Raw genomic sequence first — 23,934 nt, forward strand, 5'->3', positions numbered from 1 at the left:
TTGATGAGCGACACGACGGAACGGCAGGAGGAGATCCGCACGCCGGTCCTCACGGCCAGGAACGTCCTCAGACGCTTCGGCGGCCTGGTCGCGGTCAACAATGTCTCGTTCGACGTCCGGCCGGGCGAAATACTTGGCCTCATTGGCCCGAACGGCGCCGGCAAGACCACGATGTTCGACTTGCTCGCCGGCAGCATTCTACCGACTAGCGGCGAAATCCTCCTCAACGGCGTATCGGTGTCGGGGGAAGCAGCCCATCGCCGCATCGGTCGCGGCCTTGGCCGCACGTTCCAGATCCCCCGGCCCTTGCCTAACCTGACGCTGATCGAAAACGTCATGCTGGCCGCGCAGGGGCAGGCCGGAGAAAAACTGCTCGCCAACTTCCTGACACCCCGGCGGGTCGCTGCCGAAGAAAGGGCTGCCGAGACGAGAGCTATCGAGCTGCTCGAGCTCGTCACGATCGCTCACCTCGCGCACGAACCTGCGCGCGTGCTTTCAGGCGGCCAGCGCAAGCTGCTCGAGCTGGCCCGCGTGATGATGGCCGATCCGGCGATCATCCTGCTCGACGAGCCGGCGGCCGGGGTCAACGCGACATTGCTCGAAGTCATCATCGACCGCATCCGCGACATCAATGCGCGCGGCATCACTTTTCTGCTGATCGAACACAATATCGACATGGTGACGCGGCTTTGCCATCGCGTGCTGGTCATGGCGAGCGGTCAGCTTCTGTGCGAAGGCACCCCGGACGAAGTGGCGCGCGACCCACGCGTCATCGAGGCCTATCTCGGGGGCGCGGCATGAGCCAAAGGGTACTCGACGTCCGCGATCTCGAAGCCGGCTACGAGCCTGGCGTTCCGATCGTGCGCGGCGCTTCGATCACCGTCGACCAGGGCGAGATCGTCGTCGTTCTCGGTCCCAACGGCGCCGGCAAGTCGAGCCTTATCAAGGCAATCGCCGGCCTTGTCCCGATCACCGGCGGCACGGTGCTGCTGGACGGCAAGGATATCACGGCGTCGCCCGCCCACACCATGGTCCGCCTTGGCCTTGCCTTCGTGCCACAAACAGAGAACATCTTCCCGCTGATGTCGGTCGAGGACAATCTAAGGGTCGCCTGCGGCATCCTGAGGCCGCGCGAGACGCCAGCCCGCATCGGGGAAATGTATGCGGCCTTCCCCGATCTCGCCCGTCAGCGCAAGACCGCCGCCGGCAACCTGTCGGGTGGACAGCGGCAAATGCTGGCCGTCGCGCGGGCGTTGATCATCCATCCCAAGGTGCTGGTGCTTGACGAGCCGTCGGCCGGTCTGTCGCCGAAATTCGTGTCGATGGTGTTCGAGATGCTGGCCGGCATCCGCGAATCCGGCGTCACCATCCTGCTGGTCGAGCAGAACGCCAAGGCAGCGCTTGCCATCGGCGACCGCGCCTATGTGCTGGTTGAGGGCAAGGAGCGGCACCAGGGTGTCGCCGCCGAGCTCTGGAACGATCCAGTCGTCGCTGAACTCTATCTTGGCCAGCGCCGCCTCGACCTTGGACAAGGGAGTGCGGCATGAGCCTGCAATTTGTCGTAGACGGACTGCTGGCAGGTTCCATGATCGGCCTCGGCGCAATCGGCGTAACTCTCACCTATTCGATCCTGCGGTTCTCGAACTTCGCCCATGGCGACTTCATGGCCTGGGGCGCCTATGCGACGCTCGCCGTCGTCGGGGCCATCGGCGCGATGTTCGGCAAGATCGCGCCGATCGCTCCCCTCTCCTTCGGTTGGCCGCTGGTCGTCGCGCTCATCATCGGCATGGCGGCCACCGGCATGCTGGCGCTGGCGCTCGACATGGTGTTGTTCGCGCGGCTGCGCGCCAAGGGCCAGGCGATCATCGTGGTGATGGCGAGCTTCGGCGCCTCGATGGCGCTGAGAAGCCTGCTCGAATTCATCTTCACCTCGCGTCCGACCTATTTTAGCCGGGCCATCCAGATCGCGATGCCGATAGGCTTCGGCATCCGCATCACCCCCGACCAGATCGCGCTGCTGCTGCTGACCGCCGTCCTGGTGCTCGGTGTGCATCTTCTGATGACGCGGACCCAGACCGGCCGCTCGATGCAGGCGTTGAGCCAGAACGCGGCACTTGCCCGCATCGTCGGCATCGACGTCGCCAAGGTGGTGCGCGTCACCTGGATCATCGGCGGCGCGCTGGCCTGCGTCGCCGGCGTCATGATCGGCATTCTCATCCAGATCCGCCCGTTCATGGGTTTCGAGATGCTGCTGCCGATGTTCGCGGCCGCCATCCTCGGCGGCATCGGCAGTGTGCCCGGCGCCGTCCTCGGCGGTTTGATCATCGGCATGGCCGAAGCGGGTGCCGTGCAATTGATCGGCGCCGAATGGCGGGCAGCCGTTTCCTTCGTCATCCTGATGGCGGTGCTGTTCGTGCGGCCCATCGGCCTTTTCGGAGTGAGGGAACGCTGATGGATCTGCTCGGCTACGGCGCTTTCTTCCTGACCACCGCGCTGATCTTTTCGCTCGTCACGCTCGGGCTCAATTTGCAGTGGGGGCTGACCGGGCTTTTCAATGTCGGGGTCGCCGGCTTCGTTGCCATCGGCGCCTACACCTCGGCACTGCTGACCACGCCCGACGATGCCGCGCGGCTCGGCGGCTTCGATCTGCCGATCCTTGTCGGCTGGCTCGGCGCCATGCTGGTGGGCGGTGTCGCCGCCGCCATCACCGGCATCGCCACGCTGCGCCTGAGATCGGACTATCTGGCGATCACTACTTTCGGCGTCGCCGTCGTCGTGCAACTGGTAGCGCTCAATGCCCAGAAGCTGACCGGCGGCCCGTTCGGCATCGGCTTCATTCCGCGTCCGTTCGGCGGTCTCGCCGAAACGCCGTTGCTGTTCAACCTTTCGAACCTTGCGATCGTCTCGGTGGTGACGCTGATCGTCTATCTCGCGCTGGAGCATCTGTCGCGCAGCCCGTGGGGGCGCGTGTTGAAGGCGCTTCGCGAGGACGAGCGGGCGGCGATATCCCTAGGTAAAAGCGCACGTTTCTACCGTGTCCAGGCCTTTGCCGTGGGCGGTGCCATCATGGCACTTGCCGGCGCGTTGCAGGCGCATTTCACCGGCTTCATCGCTCCGGACAATTATTTGCCGGCGCTGACTTTCCAGGTCTGGGTGATGCTGATCGTTGGCGGCTCGGGCAGCAACATCGGCGCCGTCATCGGCAGCATCCTGGTCTGGGCGATATGGGCCGGATCGGGAGCCTTGACGAGTGTGTTGTTCTCGCCCGAACAACAGGCCCGCGCCGCCTCGCTGCAGATCGTGGCGATCGGCGTGATGCTGTGCGTCATCCTGCTGGTCAGGCCGAACGGCCTGTTCGGCGACAGGCCGCGGCGTGTGAGGTTTGGCAAGAGCACGAAAGTGACACCGGACGAGAGCGCTGCAAGGTCATGAGCAGCGTTGCCATGCCACGCGGCCTGTCGCTATGGCACGCGGTCGGCCGCAACCGCCGCGACCGGCCCGCTCTCGAAGGTGCACTCGATGTCGATCTGGCGATTGTCGGCGGCGGATTTTCTGGCCTTTCAACCGCGCTGCACACCGCCGAGAAAGGCGTCGCGGTCGCCGTCCTCGAGGCAGAAATCATCGCCTGGGGCGCGACCGGCAGGAACGCCGGCTTCGTCGTGCCGAATTTCGCGAAAAGAGACCCCGACGATATCATTGCCCAGCTCGGGCCCGAACGCGGCGAACGCCTTATCGGGTTCGCCACCGGCAGCGCCGACCTCGTCTTCAACCTGATCAAGCGGCACGGCATAGAATGCGATGCAGTTCAGAGCGGCTGGATACAACCCGCCCATTCGCCGGCCGCTTTGGAAAAAACTAGATCGCGCGCCGAACAATGGGCGCGACGCGGAAGGCCGGCTGTCGCGCTGGATAGACAGGCGGTCGAGGAACTGACCGGCGTTCGCGGCTATCTCGGCGGCTGGATGGACAGGTCGGGCGGTGTCCTCAATCCGGTCGAATATGCGCGCGGGCTCGCCGACGCGGCGGAAAGGGCCGGAGCGCTCATCTTCGAGCATACGCGTGTCGCGTCGATCGATCACGTAGGCGATGGTTGGGCTTTGAAGACGGCCTCCGGTTCGGTCCGCGCCGAAAAAGTGCTGGTCGCCACCAACGCCTATGGCGGCGCGCTGGATTGCGCGCTGCAGCGAACCTATTTCCCGCTGAAAATCTTCCAGATCGCGACGGCGCCGCTGCCGCGCGAAATACGCACCCGCTTGCTTCCGGGCGGGCAAGGCGTCGGCGACACCAGGCGCAATCTTTTCACCTTCCGCTTCGATAGCGAAAACCGGCTGATCACCGGCGGCATGCATGTTTTTGGCCCCGGTGCCGACACGCGGGTGCCGCGGGCGATCTGGAGACGGCTCGCCAAGCACCTCGATCTCCCGGACATCCCGCCGCTTGAATATAGCTGGTCGGGGATGGCTGCCGTCGAGCCCGACTTCCTGCCGCACCTCGTCGATCTCGGCCCCGGCCTGATCGCGGGCTTTGCCTGTAACGGGCGCGGCATCGCCATGACGACTGCCATGGGCAAGGTGCTTGCCGACTGGGCTGATGGAACAAAGCCTCAGGATTTGCTGCTGCCGTTTGCGCCGCCGTCGCCGATCCCGTTCCACAGCCTGATGCGGCATGCACCAAACATGGTGCTCCCCTGGAGCATGCTGCGCGACCGGCTGGATGGCTGATCGACGTGCGTGTCTGTCCGCCGTCCTGATACCCGAACTGCTAGACTCACTCACATCATGTTGTTAACGACAGCGGATGAAGCAGAACTATCTTTATCTCATCATCGGCGCTTTGGTCGTCGCCGTCATTGCCTTGGGCATTTACGTTTATCGCGAGGAGACTAAGCCGAAAGGCGTGGAACTTCGTATCGACGATTCCGGCATTTCAGTTCAGGAAAAGTAGATCACATATTCCTGTTACCCGATTTTGCGCTGGAAGTCGGCTTGCACCGCCTCACCCCAACTCCAACGTCGTTATCGCATAGACACCAGACTGCATGAGCTGCGGCGCCTTTCCCTTGTACATTCGAGCGGTCTCGAAGCCCGGCTGAAGGCCGGCGGACGACAGCAAAGCTGCAAATTGCCCGCTGGTTTCGGGAACGTCGAGATGGACGTTTCCGGGACCGCACATGTGCGCAAGCGTGGCGAAGAGACGGCTTGCCGCGTCCAGATCGTCGGCAAAAAGCGGGCCGATCTTGAAGCCGTCCCGGCATTGGCGCGCGACGCCGTATCCCGCAATGGCGCCGTGCTTGATGATCGCAAGCGCCATATGCGGCGGGCGCAGCCAATGTTCCAGGAAGGATCGCCTCGGGCCGGGAAAGAAGCGGCGGTCATAGTCCAGTATGTCCGGCACGAGTTCCGGTCCTATGGCGCGAATCTCACTGCCGGCGGCTGCCGGGACATTCGGTGATCCCATGAACCGGATCGTACCGGTAGGCCGGCGCAAAGCCCATACTGCGGTAGTTGGCCTGCTGTTCGACGACGCCGTCGAGGCCGATCGTGCGCTTGCCGAGCCGCGCCATGCCGGCATCCCAAACGGCCTTGCCGTGGCCTTGGCCACGCCTGTCCGGCCGGCAGATGTAGAGGCCGATGAAGCCGAAATCGTCGCCATAGGCAACGGCCGAAATACCGGCCGACAATTCGCCGTCGACAAAGGCGCCGATGAAGCCCTGCGGGTCGGCTGCCTGGAACAGCGCGGCGTCGCCGAGGCCGGGATTCCAGCCTTCCGCCGCCGCCCAATCGACAAGGGTTTCCACTTCGTCACGTGCGAGCGTTCGGATCGTTCGGGGCATTGCGATCAATCGGCGGCACCAGGCGCGAAGGATTTCAGCGCACCATGATAGGGCTTTGCCAATGGGCTTGCATAGGCGCCGCGCTTGGATGTCGTCAGGCCAAGCGCGATCAATGCCTCGGCCTGTTTCACCGCAGCGCCCACGCCGTCGACGACCGGAAGCCCGAATTCCCGCTGCAGCGCCACCGCCAGGTCGGCCATGCCGGCACAGCCGAGCACGATCGCCTCGGCGCGATCCTCGTCGATGGCGCGCGCAATCTCGTTGCGCAGCCTGGGCAGTGCGCCGGACGCCGGATCTTCGAGGGCAAGAACCGGGATATCGGCGGCGCGCACACGCGCCCGCCCCGCCATGCCATAGCGCTGGACCAGCCCTTCGACCGGCACGCGCGAACGCCCGGTGGTGGTGACGACGGTGAAGCGCTGGGCGATAAACGAGGCCGTGCTGAGCGATGCCTCACAGATGCCGATGACCGGAATGTTAGCCATGGCGCGTGCGGGATCAAGGCCGGTATCGTCGAAACAGGCAATGATCGCGGCTTGCGCGCCCGAGCGTTCGCCGGCGGCGATCTCGACCAGCAGGCCGGGCACGGCAAGCGCCTCGTCATAATAGCCTTCGATCGACACAGGTCCCATCGTCGAGGTGACCGCAACGATCGTCGTCGATGCGCCGGCGACAGATCGGGCCGCGGCTGCGATAGTGTCGGTCATGCTGGCGGTGGTGTTTGGATTGACGACGAGGATCTGCACTGTCAGGCACGCTCGCGGCGGCGGCCGACATAGACGATCGCGCCGAGCGTCAGCAGGATGACCAGGAAGGAAAACACGGTCGTCACGGTGCCCAGCGCATAGAGCACCGGTGTCGTCACATTGGTCGTCATGCCGTAGATTTCGAGCGGCAGCGTGTTGAACGTGCCCGAGGTCATCAGCGTGCGGGCGAACTCGTCATATGACAGAGTGAAGCCGAACAGGCCGACACCGATCAGGCTGGGTGCGATCATCGGCAGAACGACATGGGCGAAGGTCTGCCACGACGATGCTCCGAGATCGCGCGCGGCTTCCTCATAGGCCGGCGAGAACCGGTTGAAGACGGCGAACATGATCAGCACGCCGAAAGGCAAGGTCCAGGTCAAATGGGCGCCCAAAGCGGACGTGTACCAGGCGGGGCGGAAACCGATCTGCTGAAAGACAACGCCGATGCCAAGGCTGATGATGATCGAGGGCACTACGAGGCTGGCGACGGCCAGATAGAACAGTGCGGTTGCGCCGCGAAATTTCTGCCGGAAGGCCAGACCGGCAAGCAGCGACACGACAACAGTCACCATCATCACCATCAGGCCAAGGATGAGCGAGCGTTTGAAGCTGCCGCCGAAGTCGCCGACCGCCTGGCGCTCGAACAAATTGGCGAACCAGTGCAGCGAGACGCCGTTCAGCGGAAATGTCAGACCGCCATTCTCGCCCTGGAAGGACAGGATAAGGATCGCCGAAAGCGGGCCGTAGAGGAACAGCACGAAAAGCGCAAAGAACGCCGCCAGTACATAGAATTTGAGGGTCCGCTTGTCGTGACTCAAAATCTCACAGCTCCTTGCGAATGTCGACGATGCGCAAGATGCCCGCGACCATCAGCAGGACCAATACCAGCAGCACGACCGCGTTGGCAGCGGCCGCCGGATACTGCAGCAGCGACATCTGGTTCTTCATCATCAGCGCGACGGAGGCGCTCTGGCCGCCGGACATCACCTGCACGGTCGAAAAATCGGCCATCACCAGCGTGACGACGAAGATGGTGCCGATCGCCATGCCGGGCTTGGCGAGCGGGATGATGACGTTCCAAAGAACCTGCCAGCCGGAAGCGCCGGCATCGCGTGCGGCCTCGATCAACGACTTGTCGATACGCATCAGCGTGTTGAAGATCGGCGTCACCATGAACAGTGTGTAGAGATGCACCATGGCGAGCACCACCGCGAATTCGGAATAGAGCAGCCATTCGATCGGCTTCGGGATCAGTCCCATCTGCACCAGCGTCGAGTTGACCAGGCCATTGCGGCCAAGCACCGGAATCCACGAGATCATGCGGATGATGTTGGAGGTCAGGAACGGCACGGTGCAGACCAGGAACAGCACCATCTGCATGGCAGTGGTCCTGATATGGAAGGCGAGGAAATAGGCGACCCAGAAGCCGATGAACAGCGTCAGCGCCCAGACGATGGCGGCATATTTCAGCGTGTTGAGATAGGTTTTCCAGGTGACCCAGGAGCCGAGCGTGTCGGCGTAGTTGGTGGTCAGGAAATCCGGGTACATCGCCGCGAAATCGTAGTCCCAGAATGAGACCACGGCGATCATCAGGATCGGCAGCAGGAGAAACGCGCCGAGGATCAGCGCCAGCGGTGCCGCCTGGAGATAGGGTGCGAGGCCGGCAAAGGAGCGCCTACGTCGCGCTGGCTTCGCAGACGTAACGTGCGTGGATTGTTCGAGCGCTACTGCCATCTATATCTCGGTCGAAGTCGGCGATGCGACTGAGGGGTGTTCCCTTCTCCCCCTGTGGGAGAAGGTGGCCGAGCGAAGCTCGGCCGGATGAGGGGTGTTCCAGCTTGGCACCAACAGTGCTCCGTCCAGCACCCCTCAACCGTCTTGGCGCTGCGCGCCAATCCACCTTCTCCCACAAGGGGAGAAGGCAGAGGGCATCAAGCAGCGATGAACTCGTTCCAGCGCTTCACCATGTAGCGGTCCTCGTCCATGACCGAGTTCCAGCAGGCGACCTTGCCCATACGCTCTTCGAACGAGCCGCCGTCACGCACGGCGCCGGCCTTTTCCATGACCTTGCCGTCCGGCGACAGGATATCGCCCTTAGCCGGCTTGCCTTCGATCCAGTAGCCCCACTCGTCCTCGGACATGAACTTCTTGGCCGACACCATGTTGGCCGAGTAGTAGCCTTGGCGGTTGAGATAGCCGCCTACCCAGCCGGAGGTGTACCAGTTGATGTATTCATAGGCGGCGTCGAGTTCGGCGCCGGAGAGATGGGCTGCCAGGCCAAGCCCGCCACCCCAGGAGCGGTAGCCTTCCTTGAGCGGCTGGAACCGGCACGCGATGCCCTTGGAGCGGACCGCGGCCACGGCCGGCGACCACATCGACTGGATCACCACTTCGCCTGAAGCCATCAGGTTGACGCTCTCGTCGAAGGATTTCCAGAAGGCGCGGAACTGGCCGGCTTGCTTGGCCTTGATCAGGAAGTCGATCGTCTTGTCGATCTCCTCCTTGGTCATGTTGCCCTTGTCGGCATATTTGATATTGCCGGTGGCTTCCATGATCATCGCCGCATCCATGATGCCGATCGATGGGATGTTGAGGATGGCGGTCTTGCCCTTGAAGGCCGGATCCATGATGTCGGCCCAGGTGGTGATATCGCGGCCGACGAGGTCGGGGCGGATACCGAGCGTATCGGCATTGTAGATCGTCGGCACCATGGTGAACCAATTGGTCGGCGCCTTGGCGAAGGCCTTGCTGTCCTGCGCCTCGACGTAACCGACCGTATGCGGCGCGGTGCCCTGGGCGATAACGCTGTCCGGCGTCAGCTTGCCGGTTTTGAACAGCGGCACCAGTTCGTCGTAGTATTTCAGCTTGGTGACATCCATCGGCTGCAGGACGCCTGTCGGGAACACCTTCTTGCAGATCCAGTATTCGATATCAGCGATGTCGTAGCTGTCGGGCTGCGTCACGGCGCGCTGCGCGGCGGCGTCGGAATCGGTTGCCGTCATCTCCAGCGTGATGCCGAGATCGGCTTTGCACTTGTCGGCGATGGCATTGAGGTTAGACACACCGGTGCCGAACTGGCGCAGCGTGATGTTCGATTGCGCCCAGATGGTCGGAAAGCCCGATATGGCGCCGGAACCGGCGGCAAAACCGACGGCGGCGGCACCTGTCTTGAGCAGCGAACGTCGCGATATTCCAGTCTTCTTGTCGGTGGTGTTGGTCATGTTCAGTTCCCCTGTTTTGGTTGGTTATGCTGGATTCAGGAATGGAGACGGCCAAGGACGATCGCGTCCTCGGCGTCCCAAGCGATCGGCACTGCGTCGCCGACGGCAACCGGCCTGGCGAAGAAGCTGGTGTCGTCGACGATCACCGTGAAATCCTCGATGCCGGCGCCATTGACCGAGAGCTTCACGGTCGAACCGCGGTACTCGGCGTTTGAAACGATGCCGGTGAAGCCGAGCCCGGCTGCCGGCGGCTCGCCGATGCGCACGTGGTCCGTGCGAATGGCGATATCGATGGGCTCCCCGGTCTCCCTGCCCTGCCCGCTGGCGGCGAGCGTGACGCCGCCGGGCACATCGAAAACGACCATGCCGTCGCGACTGCCGGTGACGCGGCCGGAGATGACATTGTGGTCGCCCATGAAACGGGCGACGAAGGCGGTGGCCGGCCGCTCGAACACGATGCGAGGGTGCGCCGCCTGCTCGATGCGGCCGTCGTTCATCACCACGATCAGGTCGGCCAGCGCCATCGCCTCTTCCTGGCTGTGAGTGACGTGGACGAAAGTGATGCCGAGCGACGTCTGCAGCTTCTTCAGTTCGGCCCGCATGCGGATTTTCAGGAACGGATCGAGCGCCGATAGCGGTTCGTCGAGCAACAGCGCCTCGGGATCGGTGATCAGTGCGCGGGCGAGAGCAACGCGCTGCTGCTGGCCGCCGGAAAGCTGCGCCGGACGACGGCTGGCATAGGCCTCCATCTGCATCAGCTTCAGCATGTCGAGTGCCTTGGCGCGGCGCTCCTCCTTGCCGACGCCTTTCATCTTCAGGCTGAACGCGACATTGTCGATCAGGTCAAGATGCGGAAACAGTGCGTAGGATTGGAACATCATGGCAGTGCCGCGCCTAGCCGGTGGCAGGTCGGTGACCACAATGTTGCCGAGACGCACATCGCCGCTCGATATGCTTTCGTGCCCGGCGATCATGCGCAGCGTCGAGGTCTTGCCACAGCCGGACGGACCGAGCAGGCAGCAATAGGTTCCCGCAGGGATTTTCAGGCTGATGCCTTCGACGGCAGTCGTTGCGCCATAGACTTTCGAAACGGACACAATGTCGATTTCGGCGGCTTTGGACATCCAGCTTCCCCTTTGGTCGGAGTAGCCAAAGCATCATGCGTGCCAGTTGCGCGCCGCCGCACCAACCGACTGAATCCTCGAAGAAATCAGAGCCGCCTCCATATGGCTGCCGATACGGCACGCTTGTGCAATGCACAAATTATAGGCGATTGCTGCCGATCCTCGCAAAAATCGTATGCAATCTTTTTCATCCCTGTATTCACTTTGTCTCTCGTCCAAGCGATGCGATTCAGGGTAGAAGTACGCAGGATCACCGCCATGAACATTGCCGACCAGACTTTCCCTGCTATCGAGGCTGCCAACGAGGATCGCGCGCAGGCGATCCGCGACCAGTTGCGCGACGCGATCGTCGATCGCCGGCTGGCGCCGGGAACCAAGCTTTCCGAAGGCGAAGTCGGCACGCTGTTCGATGTCAGCCGCACCGTGGCGCGTGCGGCACTGCAGATGCTTTCCTTCGAGGGATTGGTGCGCACCGAGCGCAATCGCGGCGCCTTCGTCGCCAATCCGTCGCCGGAGGAAGCGCGGCAGGTTTTTGCTTCGCGCCGGCTCATCGAACCAGGCATCGCGATTGCCGCCGCCGGGCGGATGACGCCGGCGCATGTCGCCGCGTTCAAGGCCCAGCTCGACGAAGAAGGCCGTTTCATCGCCGAGCGCGGACCGAACGCAAGGCGATCGGAGATCAAGGCGTCGGGGGATTTTCACCTGCTTCTGGCGTCGGTCGCGGGAAACGTCATCCTGCAGCGCTTCATGGAGGAATTGGTCGCTCGTTCATCGCTGGTGATCGCACTCTATGGCCGCTCGGGCATCTCGAGCTGCGGCCACAACGAACACACGCAGATCCTCGAGGCGCTGGAAAATGGCAATGCCGAACGCGCCAGCGCGCTGATGCTGCACCACATCGACCATATCGAGGCCGACCTCGATTTGCGCGTCAGGAGCGGCCCGGCACTCAGGCAGGCGCTCGAGTTCTGAGATCACGTCAACGCACAATCCTCACGCACATCGGCGTGCCGACATCGATGGATCGGCCGGTGTCGGTCAGCCGGCCGGTGGCTGCGTCGCGCGCGAAAATCGAGATGCGGTCGGCGTTCTGGTTGGCCGAGAAGAGATGGCCGCCCGAGGGTGTCAGGGCCAGATTGCGCGGCGTGGCGCCGCCGCAAGGCGTATAGCCCACAAGGGCAAGCCTGCCGGTTTGCTGGTCGACCGAAAACACCGCGATGCTGTCATGGCCGCGGTTGGAGCCATAGAGGAAGCGGCCGTCGGGCGAGATCTGGATGTCGGCGCAGTGATTGCCGTCGCGCGCCTCGGCCGGCACGGCCGCCTTGCTGTCGATCACCGTAAGCTTGCCTGATGCCTCGTCCAGCGCCAGCGAGACGACCGTCGAATCCAGCTCGTTCATGACGAACACGAAGCGGCCGCCCGGATGCAGCGCCAAATGGCGCGGACCGGCGCCCGGCGCGAGTGCCGACTCGGCCAGTTTGGTCAGGCTGCCGTCTGAGCCGATCCGATAGGACACCAGCCGGTCGATGCCGAGGTCGGCGACGATCGCCATGCCGCCGGCAACCGTCTCGGTTACGCTATGGGCATGCGGCCGCTCCTGGCGGGCGAGGTCTGGTCCGGTCCCGCTATGCGCGACGCTCGACAACGGCGCTGTCAGGCCGCCATCCTCGCGCAGCCCCAAGACCACGACCGAGCGATCGGGGCCGCCCTCGCCCATGCCGTAATTGGCGACCAGCAGCTTCGTCCGGTCGCGCGTGATGGTGTTGTGCGCCGTGATGCTGCCCAGCGTCGGCTGCTTGTTGATGTAGGACAGCGTGGCAGTCTGCCTGTCGAAGCGGTAAGCCGAGACCACGCCTTCGCGCCAGGTGAACACTTCGGAATTGGCGTAGACGTGGGAGCCGTCCGGCGTCACCGACAGGAAGGTCGGATTGTCGATGTCTTCCGTCTCGGCCAGTTTCTTCGTCTCCAGCGTCCCCTCGTCGAAACTGTAAACACCCAACCCGACACCGCGCGCGCCTTGAAAATACGGGGCGTCGCGATTGAGGCTGCCGACGAAAACCAGACAGGCATTCTGCATCACTTCCTCCCTTGTTCCGCCGGCATTGGCCGCACGGAACGGGCAAAATTTCGCCTGTTCACGCTTGCAACACAACCCCATATGTGAAAATACTATTCACAAAAGAAGATTGACGGGAGGATCGATCATGCATTTCGCTGGTCTGCGGCGCGCCCTGATGGACGATTCCCGCTGCCCGGGGAAGCCGTCATGAGCGGTTTCGCGCCAACCGTGGGCGTGGCATCGACACACCCCGCCAACATGCCTAGGGATCATGCCGACCTCCCCGTCTGGAACGCGGAGAACTGGTTCTACGAAGACTGGCCGGTCGGCCAGAAGATCCGCTCGCTGCGCCGGACCATTGCCGAGGGCGACAGCCATCTCTTCAACACGCTGGTACTCGATATCCATCCATACGTGCAGGACCAGATGTTCGCCGAAACGGAAGGCATTTTCGGCAAGCGGCTGGTCGCCGGGGCCTTCGTGTTCTCGGCCGGGCTCGGGCTGGTCGCCACCAACTGCATCAACGCCTTTTCTTATGGCTACGACAAATTGCGCTTCATCAAGCCGGTGTTCATCGGCGACACGATTTATTCGATCCGCTCCAACCTCGACAAGAAGCCAAAATACAAGGAAATGGGGCTGATCCGCGCCAGCTACGAAGTCTTCAAGGGTGAAGGCGAGCTCGTGCTTTATTGCGAGCACCTGCAGACGGTGAAGTACCGCAATCCGGCCGATTTCGCCGGCAAGACGGAGAAATAGGCAATGGCGGCCATTGCCGAACTGCCGCTGACCGGGCTCATCGTTGTCGATATGAGCCAGTTCTTGTCCGGGCCCTACTGCTCGCTCAGACTGCTCGACCTCGGTGCTCGCGTCATCAAGATCGAACGGCCGGATGGCGGCGACCTGTCGCGCCGGCTCTATCTCAGTGACACCGAGATCGGCGGCGATTCCACTATTTTCCACGCGATCAACCGCGCCAAGGAAAGCTTTGCAATCGACTTGAAGGACGAGGCTGACCTTGCGGCGCTGCGCGGCCTGCTGGCCAAGGCCGACGTGCTGATCCAGAATTTCAGGCCCGGCGTCATCGAACGCCTGGGCTTCGATTACGAGGCGGTGCGCAAGATCAATCCGCGCCTGGTCTATGCCTCGATCAGCGGCTATGGCGAGGAAGGCCCGTGGGTCAAACGGCCCGGGCAGGATCTGCTGGCACAGGCCCGCTCCGGCGTGATGTGGCTGAACGGCGACGAGGACCAGGGGCCGGTGCCCTTCGGGCTGGCGATCGCCGACATGCTGGCGGGCTCCGCCGCCGCGCAAGGCATTCTTGCGGCACTGGTGCGGCGCAGCGTGACCGGCAAGGGCAGCCATGTCGAGACCAGCCTGCTCGAAGCGCTGGTCGACTTCCAGTTCGAGGTGCTGACCACGCATCTCAATGACGGGCGCCGGCTACCGCGGCGGTCGAGCTTCCGCAGCGCGCACGCCTATCTGTCGGCGCCCTACGGCGTCTATCCGGCCAAGGACGGCTATCTGGCGATCGCGATGACACCGATCTCGAAACTCGCCGATCTGCTCGGGCTCGAGGAACTTGCGCCCTACCGCGACCAGCCGTCGACCTGGTTCACCGCCCGCGACGAGATCAAGGCGATCATCGCGCAAAAGATCGCGACCAGGACGGTCGACGAGTGGCTCGGCATTCTCGAGCCTGCCGACATCTGGTGCGCCAAGGTTTTGACATGGCCGGAGATGATGGCCAGCGAAGGCTTCCAGGTCCTCGACATGCTGCAGACGGTGACGCGCGAGGATGACGTTTCGATCCTCACCACGCGCTCGCCGCTCAGGGTCGACGGCATCCGCGCCAAGGTCGAGCGGGCCGCGCCGCGCATCGGCGAGCACAGCGCAAAGATCCGCGCGGAGTTCGGGCTGTGAGCGACGTCACGCTCAAAGGCATGACCTGGAGCCATCCGCGCGGCTATGACCCGATGGTCGCCTGTTCGGCGCTGTGGAAAGAACGGACCGGCGTCGCAATCGAATGGGACAAGCGCTCGCTGCAGGATTTCGAATCCTTCCCGGTCGAGGAGCTGGCCCGTACCTATGATCTGATCGTCATCGACCATCCGCATGTCGGCCAGATCACCGCCGAGAGCTGCCTGACGCCGCTCGATGTCGCCGGCCGGGAAGCCGAACGCGCGGCACTTGTGGCGGGCAGTGTCGGCCGGTCGTTTCCGAGCTACAACTGGCAAGGCCGGCAGTGGGCGTTTCCGATCGACGCGGCGAGCCAGATGCAGGCATGGCGGCCCGACATGCTTTCGGCTGCGCCGGCGAGCTGGGCCGATGCACTCGATCTGGCGCGGCAAGGCCACGTGTTGTTGCCGCTCAGGCCGCCGCATTCGCTGATGACGTTCTACACGCTTGCCGGCAATCTCGGCCGGCCGGCCGCCGAAGGCCCTGGCGACCATGTGGATCCGGCAACGGGCAATCAGGTCTTCGAGATGATGCGCGAGATCGCAGCCCTCGTCGACCCGGCCTGTCTTGGCATGGATCCGATCGCGGTTCTGGAGCAAATGGCCGGATCGGGATCACGGATTGCCTGCGCGCCGCTGATCTATGGCTACGTTTCCTATGCCATTGCCGGGTTTCGACCCAACCGCCTGGCCTTTGCGGATATCCCGGCCGCGGGCAATGCCGGCCCCAAAGGCTCGGCGCTCGGCGGGACCGGCATCGCCGTGTCGGCCTTCTCGAAGGCCAGGCAGGCGGCCATCGACTTCGCCTACTGGATCGCCAGCGGCGAGGTGCAGCGCAGCCTCTACGCCTCGGCCGGCGGCCAGCCCGGCCATGCGGCAGCCTGGGAGGATGCCGCCGTCAACGCAGCCACCGGCAATTTCTACAAGGATACGCGGGCCACGCTCGAAGGTGCCTGGGTCAGGCCGCGGCACGACGGCTACATGGCGTTCCAGCAGGCGGCGTCCGATCGCATCAATCTCGGCCTGAGCGAAAGGCACAATGCCGCTCGCGTCGTTGCCGATCTCAATCGCCTGTTTCGGGAAAGCCTTTCGACGCAGGTGTCCGGCGTTGCCGGCGGAGGAGCCTGAAACAACCGAACGGAGGAGAACATGAACAGCCTGATCCGCGGCCTTATGGCCGCAACCGCACTTGCATCGGTCACGACCATAGCCTGCGCTCAAGACATTATGGGCGTGATTGCTGGATTGCCGACCGAACTGAAGGCCCAATATGACGGCGCGCCGCAAAAGGTGCTGCCGTCGGCCTGGGACAATTTCACGCCGCCGCCAAAGCCGTGGAAATGGTGCCACTCCGAGTCGTACCAGGGCAATCCGTGGCGCGTCACCGTCACCAAGGAGTTGAAGCGGCTGGTCGACGGCCTGATCGCCGACGGCACCGTGGCGAGCTTCGAGGTGTCGGATTCCAACAACGACGCCAGTCAGCAGATCAACCAGATCCGCGCCTTCATCGACAAGAAATGCTCTATCATCACCTCGATCCCCGGCTCGGCGACGGCGCTGGACGATGCCATCGATGCCGCAGCCAAAGCCGGCATCCCCTTCATCACGGCAGCTGGGTCGGTGACCAGCCCGAATGCGATCAACGTCGATTCCAATTATGCGCGCTGGGGCTACGACATGATGACGGCGATCGGCAAAGCAATGCCGGACGGCGGCAGCGTGCTTCTGGTCGAGGGCATTGCCGGTCACCCGATCGTCGTGCAGGAGCGCCAGGGCGCCGACAAGGCGCTGGCCGAAAATTCAAAGCTCAAGGTCTCGCGCAGCGTCAACGGCAACTGGACGGCTAACGTTACCAAGACGGCGGTGCTGCAGGCGATCGCCACCAATCCGGCGCCGATCGATGCAGTGTGGACGACGGGCAGCGAAAGCCGTGTCGTTGCCGAGGCCTTTGCCGAGGCTGGCCGCCCTGCCCCGCTGATCACCGGCTCGATCACCGGCGATGCACTCGGCTACTGGAAGGCCAATCCCGACAAATACCGCTTCGAGGGCCATGCGGTTCTGCCGCACTGGACGGCCGAGACGCTGTTTCGTGTCGGGGCGCGCATGCTGGATGGGCAGAAGCCCAAGCTCAACACGCTGCTGATCCCGATTCCGCCGGTGCACAATGCCGACCTCGGCGCCTGGTACAAGGACTGCATGACGCCGGACGCCGTCTCGATCTTCCCGGTCCCGCCGAAGGATCCGATGCCGGAGGAATGGCTCGATGCCTACTTCGCCAATCCGGCACCGACCAAGGGCTGGGATTATTCGAAGGTGCCGGACGCCTGCGCCAAGTAGCATTTATGAAAGCCGGCTCCGCACCAGCGGTGCCGGTTTTCTCCATCAGGATTGCTCATGCTGGAAGTCCAGGCCATCTCGAAACGCTACGGCGAAACGATTGCGCTGGCCAATGCCTCCATCGCATTCCGCGCCGGCACGATCCACACCATCCTGGGCGAGAATGGTTCGGGCAAGAGCACGCTGGTCAAGCTGCTGTCGGGGATCGTGCAGCCGGACAGCGGCGCGATCCTGCTCGACGGAGCGCCCTTTACCGGCCTCTCGCCGGCGGCCTTCCAGGGCGCCGGGTTCGCCACCGTGTTCCAGGAAGTGCTGATCGCGCCTGACCGTTCGGTGACCGACAACATCCTGCTCGGCCTCGACGGCCTGCTGACGCGCACTGTGCCGCGCGCCGAGCGGCGGCAACGCGCGCAAGCGGTGCTGAAGCGCTTCGCAGTGACCGAGATCCCGCTCGACCAGTTGGCCGGGCAATTGCCGCTGGCGGTTCAGCAATTGGTAGTGCTCGCCCGCGCCGTGGTCCGCAACCCGCGCATTCTCATCCTCGACGAGGTTACGGCGGCGCTCGACTTTGCCGATCGCGAGGCGGTCTTCGCCATGATGCGCAAGCTTGCCTCAGAAGGCTGCCTGATCCTGTTCATCACCCATCGCATGGACGAGGTGATGGCGCTTTCGGACCGGATCTCCGTCCTGCGCGGCGGCAGCGTGGTGACGACCGAGGAACGCGGCACGTCCACCGCATCCGAACTTCTCAGGGCGATGGCGCCACGCACTGCGGCGGAACTGGCGAATGGCTGATCGCGCCAGCCTTTCGGTGCGCGGCCTGGTGATCGCGCCGGGCGCAAGCCCCATGACGCAAACCATTGCGCCGGGCGAGATCGTCGGCCTTGCCGGCCTCGACGGCCACGGCCAGGAGCGGTTCCTGAAAGTGCTGGCCGGCCTGGAACGTCCGGCCGGCGGCGAGGTGACCGTCGAGGCGTCAACCGGAGCGCGCGCGATCACCAATTTCCGCAAGGCGGTCGCCGGCGGCATCGCCTATTTGCCGCGCGACCGGCGCACCACCGGCATTTTTCCGACCCAATCGGTGCTCGACAATTTTGCCGTCTCGACGCTGTCGCGCGATACGCGTTTCGGCCTGCTCAGCTTCGCCGCGCGGCGGCAGCGCTATGAGCGCTACCGGGACAGACTGTCGATCATCGCGCCACGGCCGGACGCCCCGATCACCACGCTTTCCGGCGGCAACCAGCAGAAGGTGCTTCTGGCCCGTGCACTGGCGCTGGAACCGGCGATCCTGCTGCTCAATGATCCGACGCGCGGTGTCGACGTGGCGACGCGCCATGTCCTCTACGATGTGTTTCGTGGACTGGCGGCGGACGGCATGGCTCTGGTCATCCTGTCGAGCGAGATCGAGGAGATCCTGCTGCTTTGCCATCGCGTGCTGGTGTTTCGCGAACAGCAGGTGGCGACCGAAATCACCGGAGACGCAATGAAAAGCGATGCGGTGATCGCCGCCATGTTCGGTCGCGCGGCATGAGCGGGTTGCGGCGCATGGCGGCGCGATGGCGCGGCGCTGGCTTTGCGGCGGTACTGCTGGTGATCCTGATCGCGGTCAATCTGCTGCTCAATCCGGCGCGCTTTCATCCTGCCGCCTGGGGCGCGCTGATCGGGCTCGCCGCGCCGCTGATCGGCGCAGCGCTCGCTTCGGCTCCAGTGATCCTCGCCGGGCGCGGCGGCATCGACATTTCCGTCGGGCCGCTGATGGGCTTCGTCAATGCGATAGTAATCCAACTGCTGTTTCTCAGGCTTGGGATATCTTCGCCGCTGGTCATCGTGCCGGCGGCGCTTCTGATCGGCGCGATCGTCGGCGCCGCCAACGGCTTTCTGGCGACCATCCTCCGCATCCAGCCGATCGTTGCGACGCTCGGCACCTATCTGATTCTCACCGGCATGACGCTGACCATCCTGCCGGCGCCGATCGGGCCGGCGCCGGGCTGGCTGAAGGCGATGGCCGGACCCTGGTCGGCACTGCCGCTGTCGCTGATCTTCCTGTCCTGGTGGCTGGTGCGGCAGACGCCTTACTACGACCAGCTGATGGCGGTGGGCAGCGACGACCGCGCCGCCTACACGGCGGGCGTTCCGGTCACCAAAGTGCGTTTCATCGCCTATGTCATGACCGGCATACTTGCCGCCTGTGCCGGCCTGATGCTAACCGCGCTGATCGGCTCGGCCGACCCCAACATCGGACCGACCTACACGCTGATCGCCATTGCCGCGGTGGCGCTCGGCGGCGTCAGCCTTGCCGGCGGGCGCGGCGGGCTCGCCGGGGCTGCGATCGGCGCTATCGACATCTTCCTGCTGCAGAGCGTGCTGACCGCCTTCAACGTCTCCACCTATGTGCTGCAGATCGCCTATGGCGCGATCCTGGTTGTGGCCGTCATCATGACGGCGCTGCAGGAGCGGCTATCGGGACGGAAAGGCTGAGAAACATGCGCCGGAACTGGTTCCAGTCCACCAATGCCCGCGTCGCCGGTGCCTTTGCCGTCGCTGTCGCCTTGCATCTCCTTGGCACCTTGCTCATTCCGGGCTACTCCCAGCCCTTCGCCATCCGGGCACTGTTGGTGATCGCCTCGCTGCTGGCGGTGGCATCGATCGGCCAGACCCTCGTCGTCATTCTCGGCGGCATCGATCTGTCGATCCCCTTCATCATCGGCTTTGCCAATGTCGTTGCCGCACAGCTCTACGGCGGCGGCTGGAATTTTGCTCTTGTCTGCACGGTCGTCGTCGCGCTCGCCATACTGATCGGGGCGCTGAACGGCCTGATCTCGCGCGGGCTCGACATCCACCCGCTGATCGTCACGCTCGGCGTCGGCATGATCGTGCAAGGTGCCGTGCTGTTGTGGACCGGCGGCTTTCCATCCGGATCGGCGCCTGCAGCGGTCTCCGCCTTCGTTTCGATCGGCGGTTCGGTCGGACCGCTGCCGGTGCCGGGGCTGGTGCCATGCGTCGCGGCGTTGACCTTGCTGGTGGCGCTGGTGCTGGCACGCACGCCATACGGCCGCCGTCTCTATGCGCTGGGCAGTAATCCAGGTGCTGCGCCGCTGGCGCTGATCGATCCGGTCCGCATGTGGACGGTCACCTATGCCGCGAGCGCCTTCTTTGCCGCCGCGGCCGGCGTGCTGCTGCTCGGCTTCACCGGTTCGGCCTATGGCGATGTCGGCCAGCCCTATCTGTTCCAGACGATTGCGGCAGTGGTGGTCGGCGGCGCCGCCCTTGTCGGCGGCCGCGGCAGCTATTTCGGCACCATTGCCGGCGTGCTGGTGCTGACGGAGATCAACACGCTGCTGATCGGGCTCGGCTTCCGGCCCTCGACCGTGCAGGCGGCACTTGGCCTGGTCATCGTGCTCCTGGTTTCACTCTACGGCCGCGAGCGGCACGTGTCGGCGACGATCTGAGCCGGCCTACAAACTCCACAGCCGCTTGGCATTGGCGGACAGCAGCTTTTGTCGCTCATCAGCGCTGGCGCCGCTGAGCAGCGCGTGCGTTGCCGCAATCCAGGTCGCAAGCCCGCCGCCAAGCGTGCAGACCGGCCAGTCGCTGCCCCACACGACCCGGTCCCAGCCGAAGCATGCGATAGTGTGCTCGACATAGGGACGCAGCGTTTCGACAGTCCAGGATCCGGCATCCGCATAGGCGACGACACCGGAAATTTTGCCGACGACGTTCGGGCGCTGCGCGATCTCCGCCATGTGCTCGCGCCAGGGGTGCTCGGCATCACCCTTGATGTCGGGCACGCCGCAATGGTCGAGCACGAACTGCACATCCGGCGCGAGGTTCGCGAGTGCGATCGCCTTGGGGATCTGGTGCGGCAGAACGACAAGGTCGAAGGTCAGGCCGCTGCCGGCAAGCCGCTTGATGTTTTCACGAAACAGCGCGCCCTCCGAAAGCTCGTCCGGCATGACGTGAAGCACCCGCCGGAAACCCTTGACGAAAGGATCGGCACGCTGGCGCTCGAGATAGGCGGCAAAGCCGGGCTCTTCCGGACGGCAGGAGGCGATTGCCCCCCTCAGCAAACTGCCCTTTTGCCGCGACAGCGCTTTGACACGGCTGGTTTCAGCCTCGATGTCGGCTGGATCGACATCGACCTCCATGTGCAATGCGCCATCGATGCCGGCGCGGCGGGCCTGGATTGCATATTCGTCGTAGGAGAAATCGCGGTTGAGCGCCGGCACGCCGGTCAGCCAGGGATAGCGCAGCGCGGACTGGTCGATCAGGTGGAGATGGGTGTCGAAGATCATGGTGGCGCGCTCCTCCTTGGCGACTTCGAGATCATCTCACGGAGAAATTCTTCATTCAAATAAGAATTCATCGCGATTGCTTGACGGTCGATCCCGCCAGTTGCGACAGCTTTTCGGTCGCTGCCAGCAGCAGCTCTATGGTCCTGGTGATGTCGGGCGCCTTGAGTGCGTTGACCAGGGTAATGTAGGGGATCGACAATGCGGCGATCGCCTTGCCGTCCGAGCCGAGAACGGGCGTCGACAGGTTGAACACGCCGGCCGTCTGCATCGACGCCATCATCTCGTAGCCGCGTTCCCTAATCTGGTCGAGGCGAGCAAAGAATTCCGGCGACTGCGGCGGCTTGTCGGTGCTGCGCAGATGTTCGGAGATCATCATCTGCCGCTCTTCCGGCGGGCGGAACGCCAGCAGCACATGGCCGGAGCCGGTGTCGAACAGGCTGATATGCGAGCCGACGCGGATAGAGATGCCCCAGTAATCCGGCGCCTCCTGCTGTGCGATCACTACCGCGGAACCGCGGTCGAAGACGACCAGCTGATTTGCCTGCTGTGTGGTTTCGGCCAGTTCGCGCATCAGCGGCGTCGCATAGGAAGCCAGCCGGCGCACCGGCGCGTGCAGCTGCGCCAGGCCAAACAGCTTGAGCGTCAGCGAGTAACGGTCGCCATCCGGCCGCGTGACATAGCCGCGCCGCACCAGCCGATCCAGCATGCGGTAGAACTCGTTCGGGCTGCGGTCGAGTTTCTTGGCGATTTCCGCCTGCGTCAGGCCGCCGTCGACGCCGGCCAGCAGCTCGAGGATGTCGAGCCCCTTGTCCAGCGCCGGGGCTCGATAGCGCTCGTCTTCCTCGTCCTCTGCCATTGGGCTTCTCCAGTGAATTTCACATTTCATATACGCATAACCGTTGCTTCCGGAAGAACTCTCGGCTTGACGATCCTATAAATATTTTGTTTGTATATGAATGAAGCTGCCGATCAGCCCTCGCTATGGATCGACGCAGACTCTTGGGAGGATACCAATGACGAAACTGTTTTGCGGCCTGTCGGCCGGCGTAACGCTGCTCGCACTGGGTGCGAGTGCCCTTGCTGCCGACCTGCCCGGCAAATTCGACGGCGTCACCATCGACGCCAAGCTGATCGGCGGCCAGCAATATGAAGGGCTGTACGCGCGCATCGGCGAATGGGAAAAACTGACCGGCGCCAAGGTCAACGTGATCTCGAAGAAAAATCACTTCGAGCTCGACAAGGAAATCAAGTCGGACATCGCCTCCGGCAGCATCAACTGGTGCGTTGGGTCGAACCACTCGTCCTTCGCGCCGCAATATCCCGATATCTACACCGATCTCAACAAGCTGCTGCCGAAGGAGGAGATCGACGCCTTCGTGCCGTCGACGATCAAGGCCTCGACGCTCGAGGGCAAGCTGGTAATGCTGCCGCGCGCGCAGTTCGACGTCTCGGCGCTCTATTACCAGAAGAGCCTCTACAAGGACGAAGCCAAGAAGGCCGCCTACAAGGCCAAGTACGGCAAGGAGCTGACACCGCCCGACACCTGGGACGAGGTCGCCCAGCAGGCGGAATTCTTCGCCAGCCCGCCCGATTTCTACGGCACCCAGTTCGCCGGCAAGGAAGAGGCGATCAACGGCCGCTTTTACGAGATGCTCATCGCCGACGGCGGCGAATACCTCGACAAGGATGGCAAGCCGGCCTTCAACTCGGAAGCCGGCGTGCACGCGCTCGACTGGTTCGTCAATCTCTACAAGGCCAAGGCGGTGCCGGCCGGCACCACCAACTATCTGTGGGACGATCTCGGCCAGGGTTTTGCCTCGGGCACCGTCGCCATCAACCTCGACTGGCCGGGCTGGGCAGGCTTCTTCAACGATCCGAAGTCGTCGAAGGTCGCCGGCAATGTCGGCGTGAAGGTGGCGCCGAAGGGATCGGCAGGCATTCGCACCGGCTGGTCGGGGCACCACGGATTTTCGGTCACCGAAAACTGCGCCAGCAAGGAGGCTGCGGCGTCGCTGGTCTGGTTCCTGACCAATGAGGACAGCCAAAAGCTCGAGGCGGCAAGCGGCCCACTGCCGACCCGCACAGCGGTGTGGGACTGGGACATCCAGCAGGCGGCAAACGATCCTTACAAGAAGGAAGTGCTGGCGGCTTTCCAGGAAGAGGCAAAGCACGCGTTTGCCGTGCCGCAGACACCTGAATGGATCGAAATCTCCAACGCCGTCTATCCCGAACTGCAGGCCGCCATTCTCGGCGACAAGACCTCCAAGCAGGCGCTGGACGACGCCGCCGCCAAGGCCACCCAGATCCTCGAGGACGCCGGCAAGCTTTGACCATTCTCCCAAGGGGGCGCCGCGCTAATCG

Annotated in this window: 24 protein-coding genes and 1 pseudogene; 16 read left to right on the plus strand and 9 right to left on the minus strand. The window is 63.8% G+C overall.

The genetic code is table 11. The features are described from left to right. The first annotated feature begins 3 nt into the window (after positions 1-3). The 6 genes from NKH21_RS18670 (at position 4) to NKH21_RS18695 (ending at position 4,944) form a co-directional block, all read left to right on the plus strand. Positions 4-801 carry an ABC transporter ATP-binding protein gene (locus NKH21_RS18670; protein ID WP_352660506.1) on the plus strand — a complete coding sequence of 266 codons (798 nt, stop codon included), beginning with the start codon at positions 4-6 and terminating at the stop codon, positions 799-801. Then, positions 798-1,547, plus strand: a complete 750-nt coding sequence (locus tag NKH21_RS18675) for an ABC transporter ATP-binding protein (protein ID WP_352660503.1) — start codon at positions 798-800, stop codon at positions 1,545-1,547. Before NKH21_RS18670 ends, NKH21_RS18675 begins: the two co-directional genes overlap by 4 nt. Beyond that, positions 1,544-2,452, plus strand: coding sequence for a branched-chain amino acid ABC transporter permease (locus NKH21_RS18680; RefSeq protein ID WP_352660500.1), 909 nt, complete (start codon positions 1,544-1,546; stop codon positions 2,450-2,452). The genes NKH21_RS18675 and NKH21_RS18680 overlap by 4 nt, the downstream gene beginning before the upstream one ends. After that, positions 2,449-3,432 (plus strand): branched-chain amino acid ABC transporter permease, encoded by a 984-nt coding sequence (locus NKH21_RS18685; protein ID WP_352661296.1) that lies wholly within the window; start codon positions 2,449-2,451, stop codon positions 3,430-3,432. The genes NKH21_RS18680 and NKH21_RS18685 overlap by 4 nt, the downstream gene beginning before the upstream one ends. Then, on the plus strand, positions 3,429-4,721 hold the full coding sequence (locus NKH21_RS18690; protein WP_352660497.1) for an NAD(P)/FAD-dependent oxidoreductase: 1,293 nt from the start codon (positions 3,429-3,431) through the stop codon (positions 4,719-4,721). The genes NKH21_RS18685 and NKH21_RS18690 overlap by 4 nt, the downstream gene beginning before the upstream one ends. A 76-nt stretch (positions 4,722-4,797) precedes the next feature. After that, entirely contained in the window at positions 4,798-4,944 is a 147-nt protein-coding gene (locus NKH21_RS18695; RefSeq protein ID WP_023716676.1) for a hypothetical protein, read from the plus strand. Between the two features lie 51 nt (positions 4,945-4,995). On the opposite strand, the pseudogene NKH21_RS18700 reads toward NKH21_RS18695, so the two are convergent. The 6 genes and pseudogenes from NKH21_RS18700 to NKH21_RS18725 all read right to left on the minus strand — a co-directional run bounded on the left by NKH21_RS18700 (position 4,996) and on the right by NKH21_RS18725 (position 10,927). Continuing rightward, a pseudogene (locus NKH21_RS18700) lies at positions 4,996-5,833 on the minus strand (GNAT family N-acetyltransferase). Positions 5,834-5,838: 5 nt separating this feature from the next. Further along, positions 5,839-6,579, minus strand: a complete 741-nt coding sequence (locus tag NKH21_RS18705) for an aspartate/glutamate racemase family protein (RefSeq protein ID WP_352660494.1) — start codon at positions 6,577-6,579, stop codon at positions 5,839-5,841. Positions 6,580-6,581: 2 nt separating this feature from the next. Then, positions 6,582-7,400: an ABC transporter permease gene (locus tag NKH21_RS18710; protein ID WP_352660491.1), complete on the minus strand. Its 819-nt coding sequence runs from the start codon at positions 7,398-7,400 to the stop codon at positions 6,582-6,584. Between the two features lie 4 nt (positions 7,401-7,404). After that, on the minus strand, positions 7,405-8,316 hold the full coding sequence (locus NKH21_RS18715) for an ABC transporter permease (RefSeq protein WP_352660488.1): 912 nt from the start codon (positions 8,314-8,316) through the stop codon (positions 7,405-7,407). 197 nt (positions 8,317-8,513) lie between these two features. After that, positions 8,514-9,803, minus strand: a complete 1,290-nt coding sequence (locus tag NKH21_RS18720; RefSeq protein ID WP_352660485.1) for an ABC transporter substrate-binding protein — start codon at positions 9,801-9,803, stop codon at positions 8,514-8,516. Between the two features lie 35 nt (positions 9,804-9,838). Then, positions 9,839-10,927: an ABC transporter ATP-binding protein gene (locus tag NKH21_RS18725; protein WP_352660483.1), complete on the minus strand. Its 1,089-nt coding sequence runs from the start codon at positions 10,925-10,927 to the stop codon at positions 9,839-9,841. 258 nt (positions 10,928-11,185) lie between these two features. Between NKH21_RS18725 and NKH21_RS18730 the strand changes: the two genes are divergently transcribed. Next, positions 11,186-11,899, plus strand: coding sequence for a GntR family transcriptional regulator (locus tag NKH21_RS18730; RefSeq protein ID WP_023676076.1), 714 nt, complete (start codon positions 11,186-11,188; stop codon positions 11,897-11,899). Between the two features lie 7 nt (positions 11,900-11,906). Here the strand turns inward: NKH21_RS18730 and NKH21_RS18735 are convergent, their stop codons facing one another. Continuing rightward, positions 11,907-13,004, minus strand: coding sequence for a lactonase family protein (locus NKH21_RS18735; RefSeq protein WP_352660480.1), 1,098 nt, complete (start codon positions 13,002-13,004; stop codon positions 11,907-11,909). Between the two features lie 189 nt (positions 13,005-13,193). Here NKH21_RS18735 and NKH21_RS18740 point away from each other — a divergent pair, with 189 nt between their 5' ends. Genes NKH21_RS18740 through NKH21_RS18775 form a run of 8 tightly spaced genes read left to right on the plus strand, consistent with a single transcriptional unit; the run spans position 13,194 to position 20,730 of the window. After that, a complete protein-coding gene (locus tag NKH21_RS18740) occupies positions 13,194-13,745 on the plus strand; it encodes a MaoC family dehydratase (RefSeq protein WP_352660477.1) in 552 nt (183 codons plus the stop codon). Positions 13,746-13,748: 3 nt separating this feature from the next. Then, complete coding sequence (locus NKH21_RS18745) at positions 13,749-14,909, plus strand: CaiB/BaiF CoA transferase family protein (protein ID WP_352660474.1); 1,161 nt, start codon at positions 13,749-13,751, stop codon at positions 14,907-14,909. 20 nt (positions 14,910-14,929) lie between these two features. Further along, positions 14,930-16,072: an extracellular solute-binding protein gene (locus NKH21_RS18750; RefSeq protein WP_352661294.1), complete on the plus strand. Its 1,143-nt coding sequence runs from the start codon at positions 14,930-14,932 to the stop codon at positions 16,070-16,072. A 21-nt stretch (positions 16,073-16,093) separates the two neighbouring features. Continuing rightward, complete coding sequence (locus NKH21_RS18755; RefSeq protein ID WP_352866755.1) at positions 16,094-17,281, plus strand: ABC transporter substrate-binding protein; 1,188 nt, start codon at positions 16,094-16,096, stop codon at positions 17,279-17,281. 57 nt (positions 17,282-17,338) lie between these two features. Next, a complete protein-coding gene (locus NKH21_RS18760) occupies positions 17,339-18,076 on the plus strand; it encodes an ATP-binding cassette domain-containing protein (RefSeq protein WP_352660468.1) in 738 nt (245 codons plus the stop codon). Next, positions 18,069-18,812 (plus strand): ATP-binding cassette domain-containing protein, encoded by a 744-nt coding sequence (locus tag NKH21_RS18765; RefSeq protein WP_352660465.1) that lies wholly within the window; start codon positions 18,069-18,071, stop codon positions 18,810-18,812. The genes NKH21_RS18760 and NKH21_RS18765 overlap by 8 nt, the downstream gene beginning before the upstream one ends. Then, entirely contained in the window at positions 18,809-19,759 is a 951-nt protein-coding gene (locus NKH21_RS18770) for an ABC transporter permease (protein WP_352660462.1), read from the plus strand. Before NKH21_RS18765 ends, NKH21_RS18770 begins: the two co-directional genes overlap by 4 nt. Positions 19,760-19,764: 5 nt before the next feature. Next, complete coding sequence (locus tag NKH21_RS18775; protein ID WP_352660459.1) at positions 19,765-20,730, plus strand: ABC transporter permease; 966 nt, start codon at positions 19,765-19,767, stop codon at positions 20,728-20,730. Positions 20,731-20,736: 6 nt separating this feature from the next. Here the strand turns inward: NKH21_RS18775 and NKH21_RS18780 are convergent, their stop codons facing one another. Both NKH21_RS18780 and NKH21_RS18785 read right to left on the minus strand, forming a co-directional pair. After that, positions 20,737-21,573: an amidohydrolase family protein gene (locus tag NKH21_RS18780; protein ID WP_352660456.1), complete on the minus strand. Its 837-nt coding sequence runs from the start codon at positions 21,571-21,573 to the stop codon at positions 20,737-20,739. Positions 21,574-21,640: 67 nt separating this feature from the next. After that, entirely contained in the window at positions 21,641-22,429 is a 789-nt protein-coding gene (locus NKH21_RS18785; protein ID WP_352660453.1) for an IclR family transcriptional regulator, read from the minus strand. A 157-nt stretch (positions 22,430-22,586) separates the two neighbouring features. Here NKH21_RS18785 and NKH21_RS18790 point away from each other — a divergent pair, with 157 nt between their 5' ends. After that, positions 22,587-23,903, plus strand: a complete 1,317-nt coding sequence (locus NKH21_RS18790) for an ABC transporter substrate-binding protein (RefSeq protein WP_352866760.1) — start codon at positions 22,587-22,589, stop codon at positions 23,901-23,903. The last annotated feature ends 31 nt before the right edge of the window (positions 23,904-23,934 follow it).

The sequence above is a fragment of the Mesorhizobium sp. M1329 genome (assembly GCF_040318035.1).
Lineage (GTDB): Bacteria > Pseudomonadota > Alphaproteobacteria > Rhizobiales > Rhizobiaceae > Mesorhizobium.

What these genes read in the sequence shown, in the direction of transcription:
- NKH21_RS18670 (WP_352660506.1), top strand. Translation starts at nt 4, where the DNA reads ATGAGCGACACGACGGAACGGCAGGAGGAGATCCGCACGCCGGTCCTC.
- NKH21_RS18675 (WP_352660503.1), top strand. Translation starts at nt 798, where the DNA reads ATGAGCCAAAGGGTACTCGACGTCCGCGATCTCGAAGCCGGCTACGAG.
- NKH21_RS18680 (WP_352660500.1), top strand. Translation starts at nt 1,544, where the DNA reads ATGAGCCTGCAATTTGTCGTAGACGGACTGCTGGCAGGTTCCATGATC.
- NKH21_RS18690 (WP_352660497.1), top strand. Translation starts at nt 3,429, where the DNA reads ATGAGCAGCGTTGCCATGCCACGCGGCCTGTCGCTATGGCACGCGGTC.
- NKH21_RS18695 (WP_023716676.1), top strand. Translation starts at nt 4,798, where the DNA reads ATGAAGCAGAACTATCTTTATCTCATCATCGGCGCTTTGGTCGTCGCC.
- NKH21_RS18715 (WP_352660488.1), bottom strand. Translation starts at nt 8,316, where the DNA reads ATGGCAGTAGCGCTCGAACAATCCACGCACGTTACGTCTGCGAAGCCA.
- NKH21_RS18720 (WP_352660485.1), bottom strand. Translation starts at nt 9,803, where the DNA reads ATGACCAACACCACCGACAAGAAGACTGGAATATCGCGACGTTCGCTG.
- NKH21_RS18725 (WP_352660483.1), bottom strand. Translation starts at nt 10,927, where the DNA reads ATGTCCAAAGCCGCCGAAATCGACATTGTGTCCGTTTCGAAAGTCTAT.
- NKH21_RS18730 (WP_023676076.1), top strand. Translation starts at nt 11,186, where the DNA reads ATGAACATTGCCGACCAGACTTTCCCTGCTATCGAGGCTGCCAACGAG.
- NKH21_RS18735 (WP_352660480.1), bottom strand. Translation starts at nt 13,004, where the DNA reads ATGCAGAATGCCTGTCTGGTTTTCGTCGGCAGCCTCAATCGCGACGCC.
- NKH21_RS18740 (WP_352660477.1), top strand. Translation starts at nt 13,194, where the DNA reads ATGAGCGGTTTCGCGCCAACCGTGGGCGTGGCATCGACACACCCCGCC.
- NKH21_RS18745 (WP_352660474.1), top strand. Translation starts at nt 13,749, where the DNA reads ATGGCGGCCATTGCCGAACTGCCGCTGACCGGGCTCATCGTTGTCGAT.
- NKH21_RS18750 (WP_352661294.1), top strand. Translation starts at nt 14,930, where the DNA reads ATGACCTGGAGCCATCCGCGCGGCTATGACCCGATGGTCGCCTGTTCG.
- NKH21_RS18755 (WP_352866755.1), top strand. Translation starts at nt 16,094, where the DNA reads ATGAACAGCCTGATCCGCGGCCTTATGGCCGCAACCGCACTTGCATCG.
- NKH21_RS18760 (WP_352660468.1), top strand. Translation starts at nt 17,339, where the DNA reads ATGCTGGAAGTCCAGGCCATCTCGAAACGCTACGGCGAAACGATTGCG.
- NKH21_RS18765 (WP_352660465.1), top strand. Translation starts at nt 18,069, where the DNA reads ATGGCTGATCGCGCCAGCCTTTCGGTGCGCGGCCTGGTGATCGCGCCG.
- NKH21_RS18770 (WP_352660462.1), top strand. Translation starts at nt 18,809, where the DNA reads ATGAGCGGGTTGCGGCGCATGGCGGCGCGATGGCGCGGCGCTGGCTTT.
- NKH21_RS18775 (WP_352660459.1), top strand. Translation starts at nt 19,765, where the DNA reads ATGCGCCGGAACTGGTTCCAGTCCACCAATGCCCGCGTCGCCGGTGCC.
- NKH21_RS18780 (WP_352660456.1), bottom strand. Translation starts at nt 21,573, where the DNA reads ATGATCTTCGACACCCATCTCCACCTGATCGACCAGTCCGCGCTGCGC.
- NKH21_RS18785 (WP_352660453.1), bottom strand. Translation starts at nt 22,429, where the DNA reads ATGGCAGAGGACGAGGAAGACGAGCGCTATCGAGCCCCGGCGCTGGAC.
- NKH21_RS18790 (WP_352866760.1), top strand. Translation starts at nt 22,587, where the DNA reads ATGACGAAACTGTTTTGCGGCCTGTCGGCCGGCGTAACGCTGCTCGCA.